Raw genomic sequence first — 22,754 nt, 5'->3', positions numbered from 1 at the left:
AGTAAAAAGTATAGTCTTTCACTATCCTTTTGTCAAACTTTTAGCCGGAAAACTTTTGGATAACGTTGAATTAGCGGGCGAAACTGCCCTCAGGATTGAAATTAGATATTTCATAATGATAGCTATAAAGAATATTTGAAATGAATCCAATTCATTTTATTGGATTTATTAACATATATTATATAAAACTGCCGGTTGTCAATGTATTTTGAGCGGCTTACGCGCTTTATCTGCGGGATCGGATAGGAACGCTCCATGAAGGATATCCTAAAATCCCAGGAATAACATATCCCTCATGGAGCTGTTGCCTCCTTTCTGCTGTAACTGCGCGGGCCCCCTCAGGGGAGCAACTATATCTCAATACGGGAGAAATAGTACTGATAAGCCAGATATTCCCCCATTTCCACCGGCAATGGTATCCCCGCTTCCATCAATGCACTTCCGCTGTATACTTTACCTCCCGCCTCTTCTTTATACAGCGCATTTTCATCCAGGCCGCAAAGCTGTACATATTTGACCGTCATATTCCCGTGTTTTTCCAGCATTACAACGTTAAGCAGAGCTTCCTTCCCATCCTCAGAGACAACTTCCCAAGCCCCCGCCTCATCTACGAACGGATTCGTGAGCCGGTAATACCTTCCTTTCTGAATCAATTCAGCATATTTGTGATATTGATTTATCTGCTCTCTGACTTCCTGCTTTTCTTCCTCCGTCAGTTTTCCCAGATTCAACTCATAACCAAAAGTCCCCGTCATAGCCGTAACCGCTCTGGTTTTCATAGATACGTTTCTGCCTGTCTGATGATTTGGCACGGCGGATACATGAGATCCCACTGCCGATACCGGATAACCGAATGATGTCCCATACTGAATCCGTACTCTGTCCACCGCATCGGTGTTATCACTGCACCAGATCTGGGGCGTATAGTATAACATTCCGGCATCAAACCTGCCTCCGCCTCCGCTGCACCCCTCTATTAATATCTCCGGATACCGGATGGCCAGCCTTTCCAGGAAATCGTATAAGCCAAGCACGTAATTATACAGCACCATTCCCTGGTCTTGTGCCGCTGCAGAATAAATATCCGCTAGGCTTCGGTTCATATCCCATTTTATATATTCTATATTCCCCTGGTCCAGCACGCTGCAGATCTGCCCATAGACTGCGTCTACCACCTCTTTGCGTGAAAAATCAAGTACAAGCTGGTTTCTGGAACGGTTCGGCTTCCTTCCCGGAATACAGAATGCCCAGTCCGGATGCTCCCTGTAGAGGCCGCTGTCCTCACTGACCATTTCCGGCTCAATCCATATACCAAACTTCAGCCCCAGCGCGTTTACCTTCTGTATTAGTTCCCCCAGCGTACACCCAAGCTTTTTCTCATTAACCTGCCAGTCTCCCAGGCTGCTGTTGTCGTCATTTCTGTTTCCAAACCAGCCGTCGTCCATCACAAGCAGCTCAATTCCCACATCGGCTGCCTGTGCAGCCAGTTCACAGATCGTATCCCCTGTAAAATCAAAATATGCCGCTTCCCAGCTGTTTAACAACACGGGCCTCACTGCATCTTTGTATGTTCCCCGGCAGACGTGTTCCCGGATGCAGGTGTGCAGATTCTGTGACAAATGGTTCAGACCGGTACTGCTATAGGACATGATCACTTCCGGGGCATAGAATTCCTTTCCCGTTTCCAGCGGGTAAGAGAATTGTTCTTCAGCAAGCCCCAGAAGTACACGGGTCTGATTAAACTGATCCCGCTCTGCTTCTCCCTGGAATCCTCCGCTGTATACAAAAGACATAGCATAACAGCCGCCATGGTGTTCTGTTGTATCTTTTCCCGCCAGTATCATCATCGGATTATACTGATGGCTGGAGCTTCCCCTTCTGCTGCCAATCAACTGGCTTCCATGTACAACCGGGCTCCTCTGCCAGTTTCGCTCCATGGCATACCGTCCGTAAAAGGTAAGGAGATCATAGTCTCCCGATACAAAATCCAGGCAGGCGGTCTGCACTTTTTCCAGGTATATTTTATTCCCCTCATTCTTTATAACTGCGCTTCTGGTGATAATATCCTGCTCCGGCAGTACTCCGTACAGCAATGTTACCTGCACCCCGGCCGCATGATCTTTTAATACAATTTCCAGAGTCTGGGCCTCATCCTCACCGGCATAAACCGCAGGAAGCCCTCTCAGCTTATATTTTCCCTTCAAAATCCGGTGCTCTTCATAGCGGAGATCGCAGCTGTATGTCCCGTTTCCATTTTTGACAACCAGTGCAGGAGCCCGGAAATCCCCATTTCCCAGGCACGGAAATTCCTGGGGCAGCACATCCAGGGAATAGGTCCTGTCACTGCCTGCATCGTACGGGTTTCCGGAAAATCCCCTGTCGTAATGGGTCAAAAGGTAATCCATACATCCACAAACCCGTTTTCCATAGTAGAGATGAAGAAGGAAACCGAACCTGTCAACCTGCATCTGATAGGTGGTCTTACTCGTATTCAATGTAAAAGTCTTTGTGTCATTCTCAAAAATAATTCCCATATCATTTCTCCTATTTGTAACAGTTCAGACAAGTCTGAACTGTTATCTTTATTTTACAGCCCCATTCACAACTCCATTCAGGATCTGCTTTTGACAGATGATGTAGAATATCAGAATCGGTAGCAGTGCCAGCAGATAAGAAGCAAAAGCCAGATTATAATTAGTTCCGAACTGTGTCTGAAAATTCAGTTGTGCCAGCGGCAGTGTATTTTGATTTGTCCCTGACATAATCACAAGCGGTGTCATAACATCATTCCATGTTCCCAGAGCTGTAAGTACCGCAACGGTAGCATGCATCGGCTTCATAATCGGAAAAATAATACGCCAATAGGTTCTCCAGGTGCTCGCACCGTCAACACATGCCGCCTCTTCCAGCGCTACCGGTATATTTTTAAGATATCCGGTATACAGCAGCAGATTCATCGGCATATAGAATACAACATAGAGTACAATCACCCCAAAACGGTTGGCAATCCCCAACTGCGCAGTCTGTTTTACCAGAGGCATCATTAGAATGGCAAACGGCACAAACATACCGCTTATAATATATAAATAGGCAAATTTATAGAATTTACTGTGTGCCTTATTGCGCCCGATTGCATAACCAAGCAGGGAATGGATCACAATGGACAGTACAACTGTGACAAGCGTTATCATAATACTGTTCCCCAAAGAATGCCAGAAATCTGTGACACGCATTGCCTCGGCAAAGTTCTGCAGGCTCCAGGATTTCGGAAGCGAAAGAATCCCTGCCACGCTGTTGGTCATTTCTGAGGGCTGCTTAAATGCAATAACAATCGTAAGATACAACGGAAAGGCGACTGTTATAAGTCCTATCATCAGAAGAAGGGTAATCGGCCAGTTTGTTCTCTCTTTTATTTTTACCTTCGCATTCGCCTGCATCATAACTGTTCCTCCTTCTTACCTAAAAAGTTCATCTGGATTACCGAAATTGCTACGATCACAATAAAGAATACAAATGCATTAGCGCTCTGGAACCCGAACTGTCCGCCATCCATACCATTATTGTAAATCAGATAGGAAATAGACTCCGTGCTCTGTGCCGGCCCACCCTTTGTCAAAGCCATGATCTGGTCAAATACCATGAGAAAATCCTTCATACAGAGCACCATGTTAATGGTAAAAAACGGAAGGATCAGCGGGAATGTAAGGCTCTTAAACTTATGGAAGCCCGTCGCACCATCAATTGCCCCCGCCTCGTATACATCTTCCGGAACGGTCTGCAGTCCGGAAATATAAATGATTGTATTCATTGCGACCGCCTGCCATGCACAGACAATCACGATCGCGGCCCATGCCCATTTTGTGCTCGAAAGCATACTGGAACCACTTCCTCCCACAGCCTTTGTAATCACCGGCAGAATATAAGTAAAAAAATAATTAAAAATGTACCCCACAACCAGTGCTCCCAGAATCTTTGGTATAAAATACATCCCGCGCAGTACGCTTTTCCCTTTAATCTTGCTGTTCAGCCCCAATGCCAGAAGAAGGCTGATTATATTAACCACGATTGTTGTTACAATTGCCAGCTTAAAGGTAAAGAGGTAAGACCCACCAACCCTGCTGTCCTGAAACAAATCAATATAATTCCGAAGGCCGACCCAGTCAAACGAACCATACCCCCTGTAATTCGTAAAGCTGTAGAAAATCCCTATGATCAGGGGCAGTGTGTTAAAACAGAAAAACAATGCCATAATCGGTACCGTGATCAACAGAAATGCCTGCTTTTTACTATTTATTTTCTTCATTTTCCCTCTCCTTGCTGATTGGAGGCACCATTTGCCGCCTCATACTCCTCTACCTTACGTATTATGTCTCTGTTATAACGCATCCAGTCCTTATCGAACTTTTTCAGGAAAGCATCCACATCCTGATGAATAAGAAGAGTCTGTATCTGCGCATCGACCGACATCTCACTTGGATAATAATGATCCTGGAAATCTGCCATTCTCTCCTCACCGATAAACTGCTTCATCCCATCCAGCATCGGAGCCAGTTCGAAATCACCGGTTTTACAAGGAACCGCATTCTGGCTCTCCAGATACAGCTCTACATTCTCATCTTCCAGCAGGAAGCTCAGCACCTCATACGCAGCCTCTTTATTCTCGCAGGTTTCCATGACGCAGAACTGAAGGTCCACCCCGGAGTTCAGCATATTCTCATCAGCATTACTGCTGCCCGGCATAACAAAGGAGTCAATATCCAGATCCGGATTCACTGACTGGATCTGGGGGACTGCATAGCTTCCGATCGTATACATTGCAGATTCGCCGTTTGCAAATGCCGTACATGCATCATTGTATCCGTATGCAAAGGGGTCTTCAGGCCCATACTTCAGAAGTTCCAGCATCTTCTCCGACACTTCCCTGTACTCATTCTCAAATGTTGTCTCGCCCCGGTTTACTTTACGGCAGACATCGGCAGGGGCCAGATCTACTGCCAGCGCATTCCAGGGCGCCAGGCAGGTCCATGTATCTTTAAAGCCGAAGTATAAGGGCTGGATACCCGCCGCCTCGATCTCCTCACATAGCGCGGTAAATTCCTCCCATGTCTCTGGTATCTCCCAGCCATGCTCCCGGAACATTTCCCGGTTATACAGTACTCCAGCCGCATTTGCCATATACGGAACTCCATAGTTACCGTCTTGTGGTATAAACTCCAGAGACTTTAAGATGTTCAGATAAGCAGGCTTAATATCCTCGATACCCGGAAAATCGGAAACATCCGCCAGCATATCCGCGTCCAGAAAGTTAGAATAATTGATGTCCCCGCCAATCCCAATGATGTCCGGATTGTCCTCCCTGACAAATCTGGTTTTTAGTATAGTCATTGCTTCATTTGGCGATTCAATCTTCAGTTTTATATCATCATGCGTCTCATTGAACCGCTTCTCCAGTTCATCGAAAACATCCAGTCCTTCTTTCTTGTACTGAACCAGTTCTATGATTGTTTTCCCATCGTCATTTTCTTTTGCCTGGCACCCCCAAAGCCCTGGAACCGCCAGGACTGCGCATATTATAAGCAAGCCGGATATCTTTTTGTTTTTTCCTTTCATCCTCACAACCACTCCTTTCCCATAACCTTTTCCCTGTTTCTAACTATATTATAACATTGCATATTGCGTCTATAAATAGCTGCGTTTTTTCGGTTTTATACCTTTATGCTATATTTCTACGGATTATTTGAAGTCACCCGGCATTTTGGTATATAATAAGATTCATAAAAGAATCCAGCCGGTGTATAAAACAGAGAGGAGAATTGATTGATGAGCGATATGTTATTTTCCGTATTTCCCAACGAAAATTTTGTAGACCTTAGCCTTTATCAGTTCGGCTGGGACCAGTGTGAACCGGCCCATTCTTATGGTCCCGCTGCCCGCAACCATTTTCTGTTCCACTATGTCATATCCGGAACCGGTGTCCTGATGGCCGACGACGCAAAGGGCTGGACAAGGACTTATCAGATAAAGAGCGGACAGGGCTTCATGATCTTTCCCCAGCAGATCAATACCTATATCTCTGATCAGGAACATCCTTGGGAATATGTATGGGTTGAATTTGACGGGCTTCGTGTAAAAGAAGCCATTGAGATCGCGGGCCTCAGCCGGGATCACCCGGTCTACCACGCCCACTCCAAAGACCTGCGTATGGAAATGATGAATGAGATGCTGTATATTGCACAGCACGGTGATATGACGCCGTTTCATCTGATCGGGCATCTCTACCTGTTTCTGGATTACCTGACCCGTTCTGCGGCATCCATGCACATGCAGAAGGGCGGACGGCTGCGTGACTTTTATATCAGGGAGGCATTTGCTTTCATCGAACAGAATTTCCAGAATGATATATCTGTGGAAGATATTTCCGCTACCTGCGGGCTGAACAGAAGTTATTTTGGAAAAATATTTAAGGACACGGTGGGAAAATCCCCCCAGGAGTTTCTGCTGAATTACCGCATGACAAAGGCTGCTGAGCTTTTGAAGCTTACTGCATTATCCATCGGCGATATCAGTAATGCGGTAGGATATGCAAACCAGCTTCACTTTTCCAGGGCTTTTAAGAATGTTTATGGGATATCTCCCCGGGAATGGAGAAACCAAAATCGGATCATGAAATGATCATCATCCATCTAAAGATGTCAGTGCCTGAAAAAAGCCACCGAAAACAACGTATGACGCATGTTTTCAGTGGCTTTTTAACTGATGTCTGCTCCTTTTGCCCTATTAGCGTGTATATTGCCCGTTACTCTACAATCACATTGTATGGCACTTCCTTGTCTCCGAGTGTGAACAAGATACGATAGGTGCCTGCCGCAGACGAATCTGCAACGGTTACGTCAATCGTCTTAGTTCCTGTCCCTGCAGTCACTGTATTTCCGGTCACGCCCCATTCGGCAGCAGCATCGATATAAGCTTCCCCAGACTTTTTTTGTACCCCTACTTTAATCGCTGACTCATTCATACCATTCAGATAATCCGCTTTGAATTGCAGTTTATCTCCGGCTTTTACCACTCTTGTTCCATCGCCTAGAAGTGCAATGGAAAGTGCCGTTTCAGGGTTAGCTGTTACAGTAATCGGAGTCAGACTTCCCCCAACACTCTCCCATGACGCGCCTGCACTGACACCTCCAGGCATGATTGCAGCCTTTAACCCTATTTGTCCGGGCTTCAGCCCTGTTGTATCCATTGTACTCATGGTAAATACTCTGCTGCCTGATTCTGGCATAGGAAGATACGTCTTTCCTCCTCTGGGATATAATGAAAACATTTCACCGCCTTCTTCATACTGTATCACAGTTCCCATCGGAAATTCTGTTCCGCCCTCCGGCGCAAGCACAGCCCACACGCTGCCATTAAACCTGGTATCTCCGCTTGCTGATGCAGATAAAGTGAATTGATATTCCCCTCTGGATAAACCGGATGTTGGTGCATTTGCTATCGTCACCACAGGTATGCTGTTATTTACGGTAAAATAATCATCCTGGGAATCGGCGCTTTTATCTTCTCTTAAGCGCAGGCCATAATTTCCCGGGGACAGCCCTGATGTACCAGTACTGAAATCAACAATAATGTCCCATACCGCACCAGCGGCAGTAGTGCCTGTAAATGCTGTGTCATCCCACATACTTTTAAAGTCGGACAAACGAATTCGACCCTGCGCTTCACTTCCCGATACCGTATAAATGTAAAACTCTGCACTTGTTATAAGCGTTAGGCTGGTGCCGGGCGGAAATATTTTCGTATCTCCGTTTTCTATATTTCTGAGTTCCAGCCAAAGATCATTTATTTGTACCTGAGTTCCCAATGTAAACTGGGTTGTCACTGCGCTTTTAGAAGAAATAGATGGGGAATTTTCTTCCTTCACGATCTGATTATAATGCCGACCTGCCGATAATTGAACTTTTGATACAACAGACGGTTTCCAATAAATATGGAGAGTAATCTTGGTTACCTGCCCTGCTTGATCCGCAAATTCTAATAATACGGTATCCGGGCTTTCCTGATCTGTAAATCCTGGTGCATTTTTCAAATTAAACTCTATTATAGCTTCATAGCGGCTATCGGTAGTTCCAATATTCACCTGGCCTGACGTAAATGATTTTAAATCATACGGCTTAGTAACCGCCGCCTCTGTCCATCCTGACGACTGTACCTGCTGCATGCTTATGCCAAACTGTTGCCCGGTTATCGTTGGGGCGTCATAACTTATAAATCTCTCTGAATTTCCGCTGGTAACCTTTTGTAAATGCAAAGTCCGGCTTACCCCTGACGGAATTGTCAGCTTTCCGGTATAACTGCCGCTCTGCGTTGCATACAGATCTATAGTCTGGTCAGATAGGGCTGCTGCCTTTGTAATGATTTCTACCTTCATGTTTATCGTTGTTATTTTTCCACTGCTATCTTTCCCTTGTATCTGAATCACTACTGCCCCCAGCTTTTTACTGACGGTTATTCCCTTGTTGCTATAAGTCAGATAAAACTTAATCTGAGGCATAATATTTTCTTGTGTTTCTGCTGTGCTCGTCTTTATGATTGTATTCTTATCATCCGCTATAATTGATTTTGCAGAAACCACTTTTCCTTTTTTACCGGTATCCGAAGAAAATCCCTCCCCAGCTTTCATAAAAAGACCAAAATGCGACAGGGGATTATTTTCAATAAGATTCCTCTCTTGTTCCTGCGTAATACTTTCTCCTGACTCCTGATTGGTCTGCGACGTGAACCATTCATCGTCTTTCCCCATACCGCTCTTAGCTGCTTCAACCAGTGTCATACCACTGGCATCCACCAGGCTTACCTGCTCAATCGTATAGACAGTCGGTTCGGATGCATGAGGAAGCTCAATCGTTCCCTCTGCCACAGAATATGTTCCGTCAATATAACCGCTATCCCCCGCTTTGAGTTCCTGTGCCGTCAGGACGGTCTCTCGTTCCGACACAGCTCCCGCATCTTTTTTCATTTGCCAATAGCGATATGTTGATCCTACATTGTAATAAGGGATTTCTTCATCCGTCTTCCGGGGATCTACAAATCCTCCATCATTTTTATTTTTTTCTTCTGTCTTAGTACGGGCGTATGCAAAAACCTCTGCCGTCTCTCCTGCCTCCATATAAGCATAGCCAGAAACCTCTCCATATTCTAAACTTTTATCTGTGTTTTCAACAGCCACACGGAATACCGTCCCACTGTCAAAACACACTTTATTCGATGTCATACCATCTTTATTTCCAACTTTATCCAGCCCAACTATGCCGTCCTCTTTATCACGGCTGCTGAATCTTCCAAGTCCGATTGCTTCTGAGTCTAAGATTACTGTACTGCCACCCTTGAGCACCAGGCCTTTTCCAAGAGTTCCTACATCCGGATTCGAATGATCCCCAATACGGTTCAGAGAATATAATGCCGTCGTGTTGTTGTTTGCTATATCGGACTTGCCTTTCAAACGTACATGGGACTCAATTAACAGGACTCTGTCCGCACGCTGTATGGCTTCTAAGGTACGTGTGGTATTAGTTTTATCCGCACTTTCATCCAATACACCATAATGATCCAGGGTAACAAGGCGGGTAGAACCCGCATCACAGGATGCCCCGCTTCCAAATACGCCGCCTGAAATCGTCAGATCTGGCTCCTCTGTACTTCCTGTCCCTGTATTATACCCAGTTCCGTCTATATACACATGGGATGTTCCTGTTATAGTGATCGCATTATAATCCGCCCCGCCTCCAAAATCGCCGCCTGCATAGACAGATCCTTCCACCAGCAGTTTAGACGAGGTTAACTGCGGTTTCTCAACGGCATGGTTATTATAATATGTACATTTATCCGGGGCATGTATGCCGATATGTACATGGGTAGACCCATAAACCGTTCCTAGATACCCTCCCCCAAACACATTTTTTGTAACAGTCCCTCCTGTTAAATTGACAAAGATCATATCCTTAGTTGAACCAGATTCTACTACACCGTCATCACTTTTTTCGCTTCCGCCATAAAGGTTTTTTTTCACCCAGCCGCCTGTCATATTAACGGTGGCTCCTCCAAGTACAAGGCTGCTGCCCGGACTGCCAAGTGAACCTCCATAAACAGAGTTTTCTATTGTACCATTTGTTATGGTTACATTCGTCTTTCCTTCCACAACCGCATTCTTACTACCGCCGTAGACATTGCCGCTGACTATTCCGCCGCTTATTGTAACATCTGTATTTCCGTTTACTTTTCCATTCTCTCCGCCGCCAAAAACAGAACCTTTCACTTCACCGCCGGCAATCGCGATTTTTACTGTTGAACCAGTATCTACGCGTGCACACTCTTCATATCCGGACTGGGCAATTCCTTTCCCTCCACCATATATGCTGCCATTAATCGTTCCTCCATTGACAGTTATTTCTGCCGTGCCCTTCAAATAGGCATTGCTTTTTAACCCGTCTCCATCATACCCCGTAATTGTTCCACTGTCACCCGAACCGCTGGCATAAATATTTTCCTCTACTATAGCGCTGCCCCCGACGGTTATACTTGCCGATCCTGTTAAACTGCCAAATTTTTCGGGAGTAGTCTCTTCAGCAAAGGTATAGTTTGTACTTTCATCTTTATACAGAGATACACCATTTTCATTTCCTTTACCGGCTGCATAGATATTTCCGATAGTGCCTCCCTGTGCGGAAATCCTTACGGAGGACATTGTGTCCCCTTCACTCTTAACAAAAGCAGCCGACCCTGCGCCATAGATATTTGTTACTTTTCCTCCTGTCACCTTTATGTCCAGGTTTCCCAAATACGTAGGAATACTTGCATTCCTCCCCGTTCCTGCACCATAGATATCCCCTACAGTTCCTCCGGAAACTTCTATCTTAGTAGTTCCGCTATATGGAGATTTTACCGCAGTGAATCCTTGGTTTCCACCAATAACTGTAGTCACCATTCCACCTTCAATATTAATATTTACATTGGCATTCTCAATGCCTCCTGATGCACTGCCTGCAACAATGGTGGATACAATGGCATTACCGCCTACGGTTATATTAGCTTCCTGGTTATTAACATTCAAAACATTAGTGTTAAAAGACCTGATATACCCTACAATTCTGGCAATTCCACCGCTCTCAACTTCAATTTTCCCAACCTTAACATTTTGGGTAGATATAGGTGTTCTATAAGACCCGTAAAGATATGTCCCCTTGGAAGTTACATCTTTACCAAAAATGATATCATGTCCGGATCCATATATATGCTGCAGGGTTGCAAGTGTGAGGGATTCCAGCTTGAGATTTCCAGATAAATCTATAGCTTTTTCTATATTATCCTTATCTTCGCCACTACCTTTTAGTCTTATTTGCTGAGTACTCCCGCAAATAGTAACATTCACTGGAGTTCCACCTAGTATCCCACCGCTTTTTTCAGTTGAATCATCAGCTTGATCCATATCGTAATCTGCCTGAAGTATAATTTTATTTGTCTCAACTGTCCCGTTTAGGTTCTTCTCCATCAGGTATTTTGCTGCTTTGGTCAATGATTTAAATGGCAGGCTTTCCGTACCATCCTTGTTATCATCTCCACTTTCCTGATTCACATATACACAATATACCTCTTCTGCTGCAACAGCTGCTTTGGAATACAACGCCGCCGGCTCTGGCGTTTCTGTAAGAAGGGATTCCTTCTCCTCCGGGTCTTTCTGTTCCTCATTTTCAGCTGTATCTGAAACCCTATATCCAGCTGCCCGTGCACTCTCTGCAAATGTCGTGTTTTCATTCCTGCATATTACATATCCATCCTGCCCCGTTACGAAAAGGGTTTCCGGATGATCAATCTCCTGCTGCATTATAACTTTGGTTCGGATATTATCCGCAGGCTGTCCGCTCAGTACGGCATCCTTTTGCCGGAGAACCGGCTCCTGAGAGACAGCTTCCTGGGAGGCGGATTCCTGAGAGGCTGTTTCCTGAGTAACTTCTTCTCCTGCATCCTCCTTCGGTAATGACTGTTCGTCTGAAATTGTATAATTTGCTGTTTCGCCGGATAATTTTTCTCCCTCTGAGTCCTCTGGTGAAGATTCCTTGTATTCCTCTGCATTATCTTCCGGCAATATCAAATCTCCAGCAGATCCGTCGTCCACATCTTCCGGCGGCACCACCTCTTCGGAAGGTACCGTTACTTCCGTCTCGCTGTTGTTTCCCTCCAAGGCAGTGTCACTTCCATTTTCAGGAAGATCCGGTTCAAGTTCTCCATCAGACTGAACGGGGTCTTCTATTTCTGCGCTTTCGAATTCATTCTTTATTCCTGTAAATTTAGGGGCGGACTCTAACTGCTCTCCGGCAAATGCATAATCTCCAAAGCCTGTAATACTGCCGGGCAATGTCAGTTCGCCGCCAAGTTCCCCCAGTCCATAGAATAGATACGCTCCAATATATGTTACACCATTCTCAATAACTAAAGTATGTACCTCACCTGCATAAGGCAAAAATGGCGCAGTTTCAGTGCTATAGTCATCTGTCCTTCCTTCTCCTGAAAGGGTAAGGACTCCCTCTTGAAGTACAGCGGATACCCCGCCCCCCACGTCGATTGGAGACGGACTGTCTTGTGCTGCATAGACCGGTATGAAGTTAAGGCCCGTGGAGTTTAGCAGCAGGCATAGAATAAGCACAATGGTCAAAAATGAATGCCTGTGTCCTCCCGGATTAATTTGTTTTCTATGATTCTTCATCCTCATGACACTCCCTCCATCAAGCAGGCCAAAATCCCCCTCTTTGTTTATTGTGCTTCCCCCGCTGTTAAATCAATTTTGTCAGCCTCTTCAAAGTCTTTTTCTGGTCTGGATAGATTCTTTTCCACCTCTTTTTTCAGTAATACCAATGTATATACCCCCGATTCTTTTGGGCTGAACTTGAAACTTCCATCTTGCTCCTTGGTGATCATCGTATTCGCAGCGTCTGGTATCACACCTGACGGTACAATAAGAGTAATCCCATCCGATGGCGTTTCCACACATGTAATCGTTAGAACAGCTGCCCGGTTATTTTCCGCATCCTCAATAGAATATTGATTGCCAGGTTCCAACACAAATTCAGCCTTTAGAGTCTTCTTATATGGTGTACTGGAAGATGCAGTTACCGTCACTTTAGATGAGCCCGGATCAGGGGTGATCGTGACCTTTTCCTCGTCCTTACTACTTCCGTTCAGTATCAGGTTTTCTGCACTAGTTAGTGTTCCCCCTTCAACATTGATATCAAAAGTAATAGCTTTCTGTGTGATCCGCTTCGAATCAGCAGAATTAGAGAATGTAATATCAAAGCTGCCGGCCTTAGGATCTATATGATAAACCTTATTTTCTGATACTTCTTTCAGGAAATCACTGGTAAAGTAAAACGCTTCAGCCTCCGCAGCCCCGCTGTGGTTTTCCTGAAGCACATACCGTGCAAATGTAATCCCAGCGGTAATGACAAGTATGAAAGCTGTCACGATAAAAAGCGCCGGAAATCGGTAATTTTTATCATTAAGATCTATATTCATCTTTTTCATTCCTGCGCCTCCTTATTCTGAAATCTATTTATTTTGTGTCTGTTTTGAATCAACTGTCAGAGTCACCTTATCGATCTCATCGGCATAACTGGCATCGGTTGAATTTGTTGGCCACTTAACAGTTAATGTATATTCATGTACTGTATTTTCGCTATGGGGCATCTGTCCACCGCTCCAGGCTCTTGAGTTTCCGTCACTTTTTGGAATGGTACTGGTTGTTACATACGTCCCCGCTCCAGTGGAATTCTTTTGGGCCAGCTCATATACAAGCGGCAAATTTCCCGTTGTATTAATGATGATGGAATAATCCTGCGTAACTTCACTGGTTCTGCCATCCTTTACATTAGAAACAGATATGTCTATATTACGGCTGTCTCCTGGCGTCATCCTTTGTAATATGCTGCTCAGATCGGCCTTACTGTCCAGTGCAACCCTGGCGACGCTTGCTGTCCCTGTACCCGTTACAGAAGATCGGTAACGGGCATAAGTGATTCCAAGTACAAGCGTACAAGCCATCGTAAAACAGAGCAGATAACTGGCTGCCCGGCGTTTATTCTGATTACGATCCATCTGCTCCTCCTCTCTATGCGGGTATCAATCCTCGGTATTGTATAAACTGTATTATTCATCTTTCTTATTCCTCAGATGAGGCACCCATATGATTACAAGTATGCCTGCTGTCATAAGCAGCATTCCGGGGGGCGTTTTCAAAAACAGCACCACATTCCCCAGGTGCGGGAGAACCAGGATTAACTTTCCCAAAACATTCTCATATGGCACCATTTCCTGATCCGCAGTATTATTTGCATCTCCGCGGGTTTGGAATTGTCCATCCTTTTTCTCTATAATCCGATGAGTAATCAGGCTCCCATCCTGCTGGAATAATACGATATCTCCAACCTGATATGAGGGAGCTTTCCGGTAAATGTTCAGATCACCGGAGGAAAATACCGGCTCCATGCTGCCCGAACCTGCTGCTGCCAGCCGGAATCCAAGTATTTGCGGCGTCTGTTCTCCTGATACATGCTGTATAGCCGCCCAATACATTATTAATACCAATACAAGCCCCCACAGGATCAAAATGATCCCCTTTACCGTTTTTACTGCACGATTCATTGCTGTACTGCCCTAATGTGCAGGTTCACTGTGTAGGAATGGTTCTTAATCTCTCCGATCATGGTATCTGCCGCATCCTGTTCATCGCTTGTATGATAGGGCCACCGCCATTTAATCTGGTAAATCTCCTCTCCCCTCTTTTTCAGGGTTATCTTATCTGTATAGACTTCTTCCTTGCCTGCTGCCGCCTGCCAGGATGTGAGAAGATTCCCCCTGGAATCTGCAATTGCAAATTCCAAAGGCAGATGCAGATCCTTCTCGCTGACAGCAAGGTCAATGGAAACAGAAAAATGATTGTCGTTATTTATACGAAACAGATAGTACCCTTCCGCTCCTGGTGAAAGCAGCGTCACATCATCCTGCCCCGCCGTCCGGTTATAGAATAGATCAATCTCCGTTGCTTGTTCCCACGCAGTCATCAGCTGCTCGCTTGTTCCCCCGGCAAATTTTACTCCATTGTCCGGCTCATCCGGTTTCGGAGTATCTGGCCCCGGGACATCCGGGTCTGGGACATCTGGCCCCGGAACATCTGGATCTGGAATATCCGGGTCCGGGGTGTACGTTCCCGGATCGTCGTTACCCGGCATATTTGGTTCCGGCGTACCGGTTCCCGGTGTATCAGAGCCTGTTGTGCCTGAACCTGCCGTATCATTCGATGGAGGGTTCGCCCCTATGGTACTGCCAACGGAATTATTTCCGCCTTGATTGTTGACATTTGTCCCCTGATTCTCTCGGGATGGCGGCTCCTTATTGGCGCCTATCAGTTTCTCAGTATCTTTCCCTATAGGTACCTGCAATACTTTATTAGCATCGCTTAAAATTTGATATCCGCCCTCCCCCGGCTCCTGTTTGTTTCCATCCGGGGTCATAGAGGTACCTCCTGTATATATCACAGTGTCATTATGAATCACAGTCCCGTCCGGCCGCACCTGTGTTCCGTCCGGAGCCTGGATGGTTCCATCCTCCATATTCGTCAGACTGCCGGATGGTATTATGACCTTATGGTTTGCCTTATCCCCGCTTCCGCAGATAATCGTTCCGTCTGTTGTAATCACATTCCCCACCGGAGTTACTACCACGCCAGATCTGATATCTGCCTTTCCCGTCGGGGATACTACAATTCCATCCTCTGTCAGATAAGTCACTTTATCCGGATTGATATATAGCCTGCCGTCTTCTTTCAGAATCATGACCTGTATCTCGAGATACTTAATATCAACGGCAACCTCCACCTGATATGTGTCATCCTTAAGAAGGCTTATCCTTGCCCCCTCCTCAATCTCCTCCTTACTGATATTGACTTCTCTCTCGGCAAGTACATTCCCTTTACTGTCAATAATACTAAGCGTATGGGAGCCGCCCTCTGTATTCTCAAACACAAACGCACCAAAATCATCCGTTATCGTCTTCCTTGGCTCACTATGAATCTGAACCGTTCCTTTCGCATAGGGAGAACCGTCGCTGTAGAATATCTTGCCCCCCAGATGGATCTTAGCTCCCGGCTGGGTAACATGGATGGTATCAATTGCTTTTCCTGTCATATTATCTGAGAAACGGCTTCCCTTGCCCAAAATGTATCCTGCAAAACCGGTTGTTATAATCATGAAAATGAAAAGTATAAATAAAAGAATCCGCCATTTGCGGCCTTTTTTTTCTTCCGGATCCGGAGTACTGGTATTTAATTGTGTGTATAAATCACTCATGTTCAGACGCTCCTTTCCGGTATAGACGAAATGTTTGCTTTGTAAATTGTAGAAACACTTTCCAGCCTACGGCAAAGGGAACATTAACGGTGTTAAAATTCCCTTTGCCGAGGGCTGGAAGCCCTCGGTTTAAATATCCACTGGCACAGGTGGTAGGGGATATTGTTATGGGGTTGATGGAGATTCAATTTTTTGTTCAGCCTTTAAAGTTATTGTAATAGTTCCTTTATCCGCAGGTTCCGTACTGCCTTTTGCTGTGTCCTGATTATCATTCTCAGTAACCCATTTCCAATATATTGTTTTTGTAAGTTTAGTGGCATCGCCTGTTGCCTCTTTCGTCATCTCTTTACTTTCGCTTAGCTTATTTTCCACCCAGTTAACTTCCGTTGTTAAATTTTCATCAGTATAAAACTTAATTGGCACAGTCCCTATAGCAGACTTGTCAATAGTATAAGATAAAGTTGCTGCGACTTCGCTTCCAGCAGCATCAATTTCAATCGGAATTGAACCTGTCGAACCAGGAGCAATCTTTTTGTCGACAACATTACTCTTGTTTATCCCAGTATCGGTCAAGTCAAACGTAAATGTTTCACTCGTTTGATTTGTACCATTAGCCTTGAGCACAACGGCCCACTTAGCAACTGTAGCAGTTCCTGTACCTACAGTCGAACTAGTATACTTGGCCAATGTTCCGCCTGTAAGACATGTGGTGATTAATGTGAGTGCCAGAGCCAAAGCGCCCAGGCGCCCAAAGTTAAATCTTTTTTTCATCTTGTTTCCTCCTTATCCATAATGATTAGGGAATTCCGCGCAGTCTCCTGCCTCCCCTGACTGACTGCAACGATAATTCCCTTTATCGCCTGCAGCGTTTTGCTGAGACCCTCAGCTATATGTAATCACCTGACAGGACTCCTGTGCCCTGTGTGCTGACCTATATCAAACAGCCAGCATACTAGTCCCCCAGTGAAATACATCTTACTTACTTCTGCGCTTTTCGCAGCTCTTCCAATTCCTTCTCAAGACGCCCTCTTTCTTCTCGTTCCTCTTTGTCTATTTTTCTTCTATATATGATATCCCACAGAATCAAAAGGACTATAGGGCATACAATAAAAAGGATCATTCCTGTAGTCGACTGCATAAACATGACCGCATCGCCTGCCCCTGAGATTTTTCTGCCCTTATAAATGCCCTGTATCTGACTTTGTTCTACCTGCTTCTGGTCGTCTGTATTATTGGCATCCCCTCGTGTAGTATAACGAACAGCTCCGTTTTCTTCGGTCACTGCTTCAATCCGATGAGTCACTGCAGCTCCGTCTTCCATATAGCATATAATATCGCCTTCTTTTAATTGTTCTACATCTCCGTCTTGTATAAATATCAGGTCACCGGACATGAATTCCGGTTCCATCGAACCAGAAAGTACAATTACCGGACGCATTCCAAACACTCCCGGTATATTTTCCGGGTGAATATATGTGTTAACAATTAAAATTATATTGATGATAATAATCGGAATTAAAATAATGCATAATATAATGCCTATAATAGTACCAACCAGTCCTCTTTTTTTCTTTTGCCGTTCCATAATTATGTAAGTCCTCTCTTTATAGATTTACTAAAATAACAAAGTGGGCAAGCCCACTTGAACTCCCCAACCCCTCAATTATCAGATCCTTTTAAGGTAAAAAAACGGTACCCCTATGAAGGATACCGTAAATTAAAACTATTTAAAAATGAATAACGACTCCCTCTTTCATATTATACAATAGGCACCGTTACTCAACCGTTACTCTAAGTTATAGATATTTCATAAAAAACAATTTTTTTTCATCCCGCCAAATTCTTTTCGAATCACACCAGAATTTTTCAGCAAATCTGGCTAATTATATCAGCTTGCATTTACTCAACTACCCGGTTGCTTTCTCTCGTCATAAAAGCATTGGCATCCTCTGCCCATAAATAAGTTCCCATAAAAGTCCCCTGGAATAAATCTCTTTTTCCTTTCAGGTATTCATAATATTCACAGGTAAAATGTAGAGATTTAATCCTGGCCCTGCCGTATCCTGTTTCAAGTATGAATTGTATCCCATATCTCTCAAGCACATTCTTCAACCTGTGCATAAGTGTCCGATAATATTGTTTCCCGCTTTTTTCTGTCTGTTTTTCTAATACAGAAAATACAATCTGGTCTATAGTACACCAGTTTCCCTGTTGGTACACAAGAAATGCTAATAACTCTTTTACTTTCGCATAAGTGAATTCCACAATCTCTCCGTCTACAAAAACATCAAAGGATGGGAAGCATTTCATTACAATCTGTTTTTTGGAGACATTTTTTCTTTCTTCTATCTCTTTAAACAGTTTATAATATCTTGCCCTCCCGACCGTACGCACCAAATCCTCTATTTTGACTGGCTTCAGAATATAGTCCACCGCATTCGTTTTCCATGCGTCATAGGAATAATCACGCCTCCACGTTACAAAAGCAATGGCGGGCGGCGGATTCATTTCTTCTAGCTGACGCGCCACTATAATCCCCTGGTCACTGTACATCGATATTGCTATAAAGACTAAATCCACTCTCTGCTCTTTTATGTAGGCAATCCCATCCAAAACATCCAGAAACCCTCTTTGATACTTTACTCCATCCATCTGCGTTATTAAGTCTCCGATCTGTTTGAGCGATATGGGATCATTATCAATCGCAACAATTCTTAGATCTTCTGCGTAACCCGCCGCATGTTCAGCACCTTTTATAATTCCTGAATGATCAATTTGCACACATATCCCCCCTCACGACTTTATCTGTTTACATACAAGTTACGAAAGGTACACCTTTAGTTACTTATAAAAAAACACACTTTTTAGGCTATCCCAACGGACGGCCTTTTTTTAATTGGGTATTTTTTCCAAATTAATGTTGTAACTAAAGGTGTACCTTTTTTTACAACGCATTTTTTTTAATAAATCATACTATACTTTTTACTAATAAGCAAGGAAGTATCACTATTTGATGCATATGTTATTTATTAATTTATATTTATAGTTAACAACTGTTTTTCGTCCATCTGAGGAATGTTGTGGCAGATACCCCTAAATTTCCCGCAGCCTGACGACAGGTTATCTCCCCATGTATATAACGCTCTTTCAAACTATAAAATTCTTCCGGAATCTTAATCTGCGGCCTTCCCATATGTACGCCCCGGGCTTTAGCCGCTGCAATTCCTTCCCTCTGCCGTTTTCTTATATTTTCCCGCTCTGTCTGTGCCACATAACTCAATAGCTGCAGAACTATATCTGAAATAAGCGTCCCTGTCAGGTCATTTTCGTGCCTGGTATCCAGTAGAGGCATATCCATTACCACGATTCCTACATGCATCTTTTTTGTGATAATCCGCCATTGCTCAAGTATCTCATCATAATTCCTTCCGAGTCTGTCTATGCTCTTGACAACAAGAGTATCTCCCGTCCTAAGTTTACGAATAAGACGTTTATATTGAGGGCGGTTAAAATCCTTGCCCGATTGTTTATCCATATAGATTTTTGAATCCGGGATACCAAACTCATTCATAGCAATTACCTGGCGCTGCTCATTCTGATCTTTAGACGATACCCGGATATATCCATAAGTCTGCGCTGACATATTGTTTCCTCCTGTGAAAATTATACATGATCACATCCCCAGCGCCAAGCATTTCCATCCTTTTCCGGTCAGCTCTGCCATATTCTTGCTACTTTGCACGGCTCAAAGGCCGTGAATCGTAACATATTCTTTTCTCTCGTCTGTCATAAACAATTTTCTTTTTATTTACCCTCAATTTTATTTTTTCGGGTCAGAAACCGCCTCCAATATTTCAAGTTGGCATAAGAAGATACCCGCTTCATGTAGACTACATCATAGGCGCCGCCTACAACTCCCACAATTGGGATTCCCTGCAGAAACTTCATATACAGTAGTTCTTTTGATAATAATCCTGCAGTCTCTTCAATTTCCATTTCCCTGCTGTAATCTTCCGGCAGCTGCTCTTTTTCAATATATGCATTCACCCTGCAGTCCAGTTCGTGCATCATCTCACCATAAGAAACGGCTCCCTGAATCAGCAGCAGTATAAAATATCGTTCCTCTTCAGAGTCATAATCGTAACCGTAACTGATTGCAGTCTCGTAAATGTTCTTTAATATCAGGCCCGTAAAGAGAGGAATGTCAGGCAGGCCGATTCCCAAAGCTCCAAGTCCTATCCCGGAAACCCCGGAGATCACTAAATTCTTCGCCCCCACAAAGTCCGCTTTTCTGGAAAAAGCACGCAGGGAACTGCGGTTCTGCCGTACTTCATCCGCATATTGATTGACTTTGTAGGCCTTTTCTAAATCCTCTTTTTTATATGTCTTTTCAATCGCTGCCGTTCCTTTTTCAAAAATCAGCATAAATGCTTTGGCAAAAGCTATATCCAGAGTGTGCTGCAATTTTTCTGGAACTTTCTCCGCCAGTTTTTGATTCAGAAGAGTATCTTTCTTTTCCTGACGTCCTTTTAAAAAAACTGATTCTTTCCGCTCCAGTTTGTCCCATTCTTTTTCAAAAGGACTTTTTTTCTGAAATATCCCCATAACCGGCTTTCCTCCCTAAAAGATAAATTTCTTAGCCCCCACGTATCTTCTTCTGGAACCGTACCTTATTTACTCTTCCCGTATAAAAGACAGGCTGTCTTCCTCGGTTAACAGCAATAAACAGACAGGATGACTGAATAAGTCTTAATACTCCTTTTATAGTAGCCGCTTGTATTTTTCTTTTTTTCCGTCTACTGCAATCATTTCAACTGGAGTACAAATTGTACCCCAGTTGCTGTTAAGCTCTAGATCACGACTTCTCATTTTTTTGATATATTGTTTCGGGCCAATGCTGTCCGTAAGTATAGCGACCACATCCACCAGAAAGGAGTTGTACCTAAGTCAATATTATTTGATTCATCATCATTCTTCCGTTTCCAGTTCTAACCGCTGCAATATATCTTTGATAATCCCCGCATCTTGAATGAGGTTAATACCAAAACATTTTTTGCCTGCATCCTTTAAGGATGCTCCCACATGGTAAGCGGTTTCCCTGTCAAGAATTAAGAAACGGTCATGGAATACCTTTGTATATTTCACTTCTAAAGTCGGGTACTGTGCATTAAAATTTTTTTTATCCATTTTTGTAAGTTTTGTTCGTTTCTGCGTATAGATTGTTACGGCAACATTTTTATTTTTCTTAGAGAGTAAATTCAATGTGCCTACATCCACATATCCGTCGATCAGCGTAATTTGCTTTTCTGCCTTTTGTATCAGGCTGACAATTAAGCTGAACGCATCATAAATCTGCCCGTCAAAGAATATCTTTTGACTGGCTTCTTCATATTCGGATATGTACTCAAATATCTGCTCTAATTTTTCATCGGTCTGCTTCTGGTATTCCAACTGCTTTAACTCTACATTGCTGATACGCTCAAAGAGCAAGGCATTGTTAGCAATAAAACGACGCATCTCTACAAAAGCCCTCATAATACCGATACTTACATTTACGGCAACTTCACTATGAAGTACACTGGCAAGCATGGATATTCCCTGTTCGTTAAAGACATAAGGTAAAGTTCTTCGTCCACCATATCCACTTTCTCTCATGCTTGAAATACCAGATTGACATTTCAAATTTTCATATTCCTCCACGGTAAGCTGAAATCTAAAATCTTCTGGAAATCTCTTTATATTTCTTTTTACAGCTCTGTTCAACGCTCCTGTTTCAACCTGATAAAGTATGGCTAAATCACTGTCTACCATGACCTGTTTATCACGAATTACATATATCAATTTTTCAATACCAGGCTGCACAATTTCTACCATAGGTACTTCTACCTCATTTTGTGACAAAACTTCTTTTTTCTCTTGTGTTGCCATTATATCCTCCTAAACTTGAAATGCCAAATTGGCATTTCAAGTTCTATGTATAATCTGCTTTAAGGTAACAGCCTGTGACCTTAAACGCTTTTCTCAACAAATCCATTATACCATGCAGCAGACTTTTCACCACACAAATCCATAAAGAAGAGGGGCAATCTTTTCTACTTCTCCTGTACAGACTTCATGTCTCCACCATTTGATTTCAGCTTATAAGTGATACTGGAATGGCGGAAACTGTGAAACACAACAAGCGGTAAATAATTATCAATCAGTTTTTTAGCACCCAATTGATATTCTGCCCTTCTATCGGTCTGCCGCAGGAAGAAGTAAATTCCAGATTGTAGTCTATAGATTTCTCTCCGAACGGCTCCTTGAGGTTTTCGATTTTTCTCAAACAGTTTCTGAAGCATCTCGGCAACCGTTTTGGGAAGGATT

16 protein-coding genes and 1 pseudogene are annotated in these 22,754 nt (G+C 43.8%); 1 reads left to right on the top strand and 16 read right to left on the bottom strand.

Translation table 11 applies throughout. The features are described from left to right. Nucleotides 1-350: 350 nt before the first annotated feature. From ARB69_RS10030 to ARB69_RS10015, 4 genes are read right to left on the bottom strand one after another with little or no spacing between them, the layout of a single operon-like run. The gene (locus ARB69_RS10030) at nt 351-2,534 is read right to left on the bottom strand and encodes an alpha-galactosidase (RefSeq protein WP_055152878.1); all 2,184 of its coding nucleotides are present in this window, start codon (nt 2,532-2,534) and stop codon (nt 351-353) included. Between the two features lie 48 nt (nt 2,535-2,582). After that, nucleotides 2,583-3,437: a carbohydrate ABC transporter permease gene (locus ARB69_RS10025; RefSeq protein WP_087148811.1), complete on the bottom strand. Its 855-nt coding sequence runs from the start codon at nt 3,435-3,437 to the stop codon at nt 2,583-2,585. Then, complete coding sequence (locus ARB69_RS10020) at nt 3,437-4,303, bottom strand: carbohydrate ABC transporter permease (RefSeq protein WP_055152874.1); 867 nt, start codon at nt 4,301-4,303, stop codon at nt 3,437-3,439. Before ARB69_RS10020 ends, ARB69_RS10025 begins: the two co-directional genes overlap by 1 nt. Then, nucleotides 4,300-5,610 (bottom strand): ABC transporter substrate-binding protein, encoded by a 1,311-nt coding sequence (locus ARB69_RS10015; protein WP_083487063.1) that lies wholly within the window; start codon nt 5,608-5,610, stop codon nt 4,300-4,302. Before ARB69_RS10015 ends, ARB69_RS10020 begins: the two co-directional genes overlap by 4 nt. Before the next feature lie 210 nt (nt 5,611-5,820). Between ARB69_RS10015 and ARB69_RS10010 the strand changes: the two genes are divergently transcribed. Further along, a complete protein-coding gene (locus tag ARB69_RS10010; RefSeq protein WP_055152872.1) occupies nt 5,821-6,672 on the top strand; it encodes an AraC family transcriptional regulator in 852 nt (283 codons plus the stop codon). 124 nt (nt 6,673-6,796) lie between these two features. On the opposite strand, the gene ARB69_RS10005 is transcribed toward ARB69_RS10010, so the two are convergent. The 12 genes and pseudogenes from ARB69_RS10005 to ARB69_RS27660 form a co-directional block, all read right to left on the bottom strand. Next, nucleotides 6,797-12,760 carry a hypothetical protein gene (locus ARB69_RS10005; RefSeq protein WP_055152870.1) on the bottom strand — a complete coding sequence of 1,988 codons (5,964 nt, stop codon included), beginning with the start codon at nt 12,758-12,760 and terminating at the stop codon, nt 6,797-6,799. Between the two features lie 41 nt (nt 12,761-12,801). Further along, nucleotides 12,802-13,569: a hypothetical protein gene (locus ARB69_RS10000; RefSeq protein WP_050639191.1), complete on the bottom strand. Its 768-nt coding sequence runs from the start codon at nt 13,567-13,569 to the stop codon at nt 12,802-12,804. 24 nt (nt 13,570-13,593) lie between these two features. Continuing rightward, nucleotides 13,594-14,139 carry a hypothetical protein gene (locus tag ARB69_RS09995; RefSeq protein WP_050639192.1) on the bottom strand — a complete coding sequence of 182 codons (546 nt, stop codon included), beginning with the start codon at nt 14,137-14,139 and terminating at the stop codon, nt 13,594-13,596. 51 nt (nt 14,140-14,190) lie between these two features. After that, nucleotides 14,191-14,685 carry a signal peptidase I gene (locus ARB69_RS09990; RefSeq protein ID WP_055152868.1) on the bottom strand — a complete coding sequence of 165 codons (495 nt, stop codon included), beginning with the start codon at nt 14,683-14,685 and terminating at the stop codon, nt 14,191-14,193. After that, nucleotides 14,682-16,388, bottom strand: a complete 1,707-nt coding sequence (locus ARB69_RS09985) for a hypothetical protein (protein WP_055152866.1) — start codon at nt 16,386-16,388, stop codon at nt 14,682-14,684. Before ARB69_RS09985 ends, ARB69_RS09990 begins: the two co-directional genes overlap by 4 nt. A gap of 165 nt (nt 16,389-16,553) precedes the next feature. Continuing rightward, a complete protein-coding gene (locus ARB69_RS09980; RefSeq protein WP_055152864.1) occupies nt 16,554-17,159 on the bottom strand; it encodes a hypothetical protein in 606 nt (201 codons plus the stop codon). Nucleotides 17,160-17,367: 208 nt separating this feature from the next. After that, a complete protein-coding gene (locus tag ARB69_RS09975; protein ID WP_055152862.1) occupies nt 17,368-17,973 on the bottom strand; it encodes a signal peptidase I in 606 nt (201 codons plus the stop codon). A gap of 314 nt (nt 17,974-18,287) precedes the next feature. Then, nucleotides 18,288-19,169, bottom strand: a complete 882-nt coding sequence (locus ARB69_RS09970) for a response regulator (protein WP_055152860.1) — start codon at nt 19,167-19,169, stop codon at nt 18,288-18,290. Between the two features lie 265 nt (nt 19,170-19,434). After that, complete coding sequence (locus ARB69_RS09965; protein ID WP_055152858.1) at nt 19,435-20,031, bottom strand: recombinase family protein; 597 nt, start codon at nt 20,029-20,031, stop codon at nt 19,435-19,437. A gap of 161 nt (nt 20,032-20,192) precedes the next feature. Next, entirely contained in the window at nt 20,193-20,993 is an 801-nt protein-coding gene (locus ARB69_RS09960; RefSeq protein ID WP_050639199.1) for an EcsC family protein, read from the bottom strand. Between the two features lie 363 nt (nt 20,994-21,356). Then, entirely contained in the window at nt 21,357-22,316 is a 960-nt protein-coding gene (locus ARB69_RS09955; RefSeq protein ID WP_055152856.1) for an ORF6N domain-containing protein, read from the bottom strand. Between the two features lie 173 nt (nt 22,317-22,489). Next, nucleotides 22,490-22,750: pseudogene (locus ARB69_RS27660) on the bottom strand (site-specific integrase); the annotation flags it as partial. Between the last annotated feature and the right edge of the window lie 4 nt (nt 22,751-22,754).

It is taken from the genome of Faecalicatena contorta (assembly GCF_001404335.1).
Taxonomy (GTDB): Bacteria; Bacillota; Clostridia; order Lachnospirales; family Lachnospiraceae; genus Faecalicatena; species Faecalicatena contortus_B.
The sequence above is the reverse complement of the archived record's forward strand: the minus strand, read 5'-3'. Positions and strand labels throughout refer to the sequence as shown.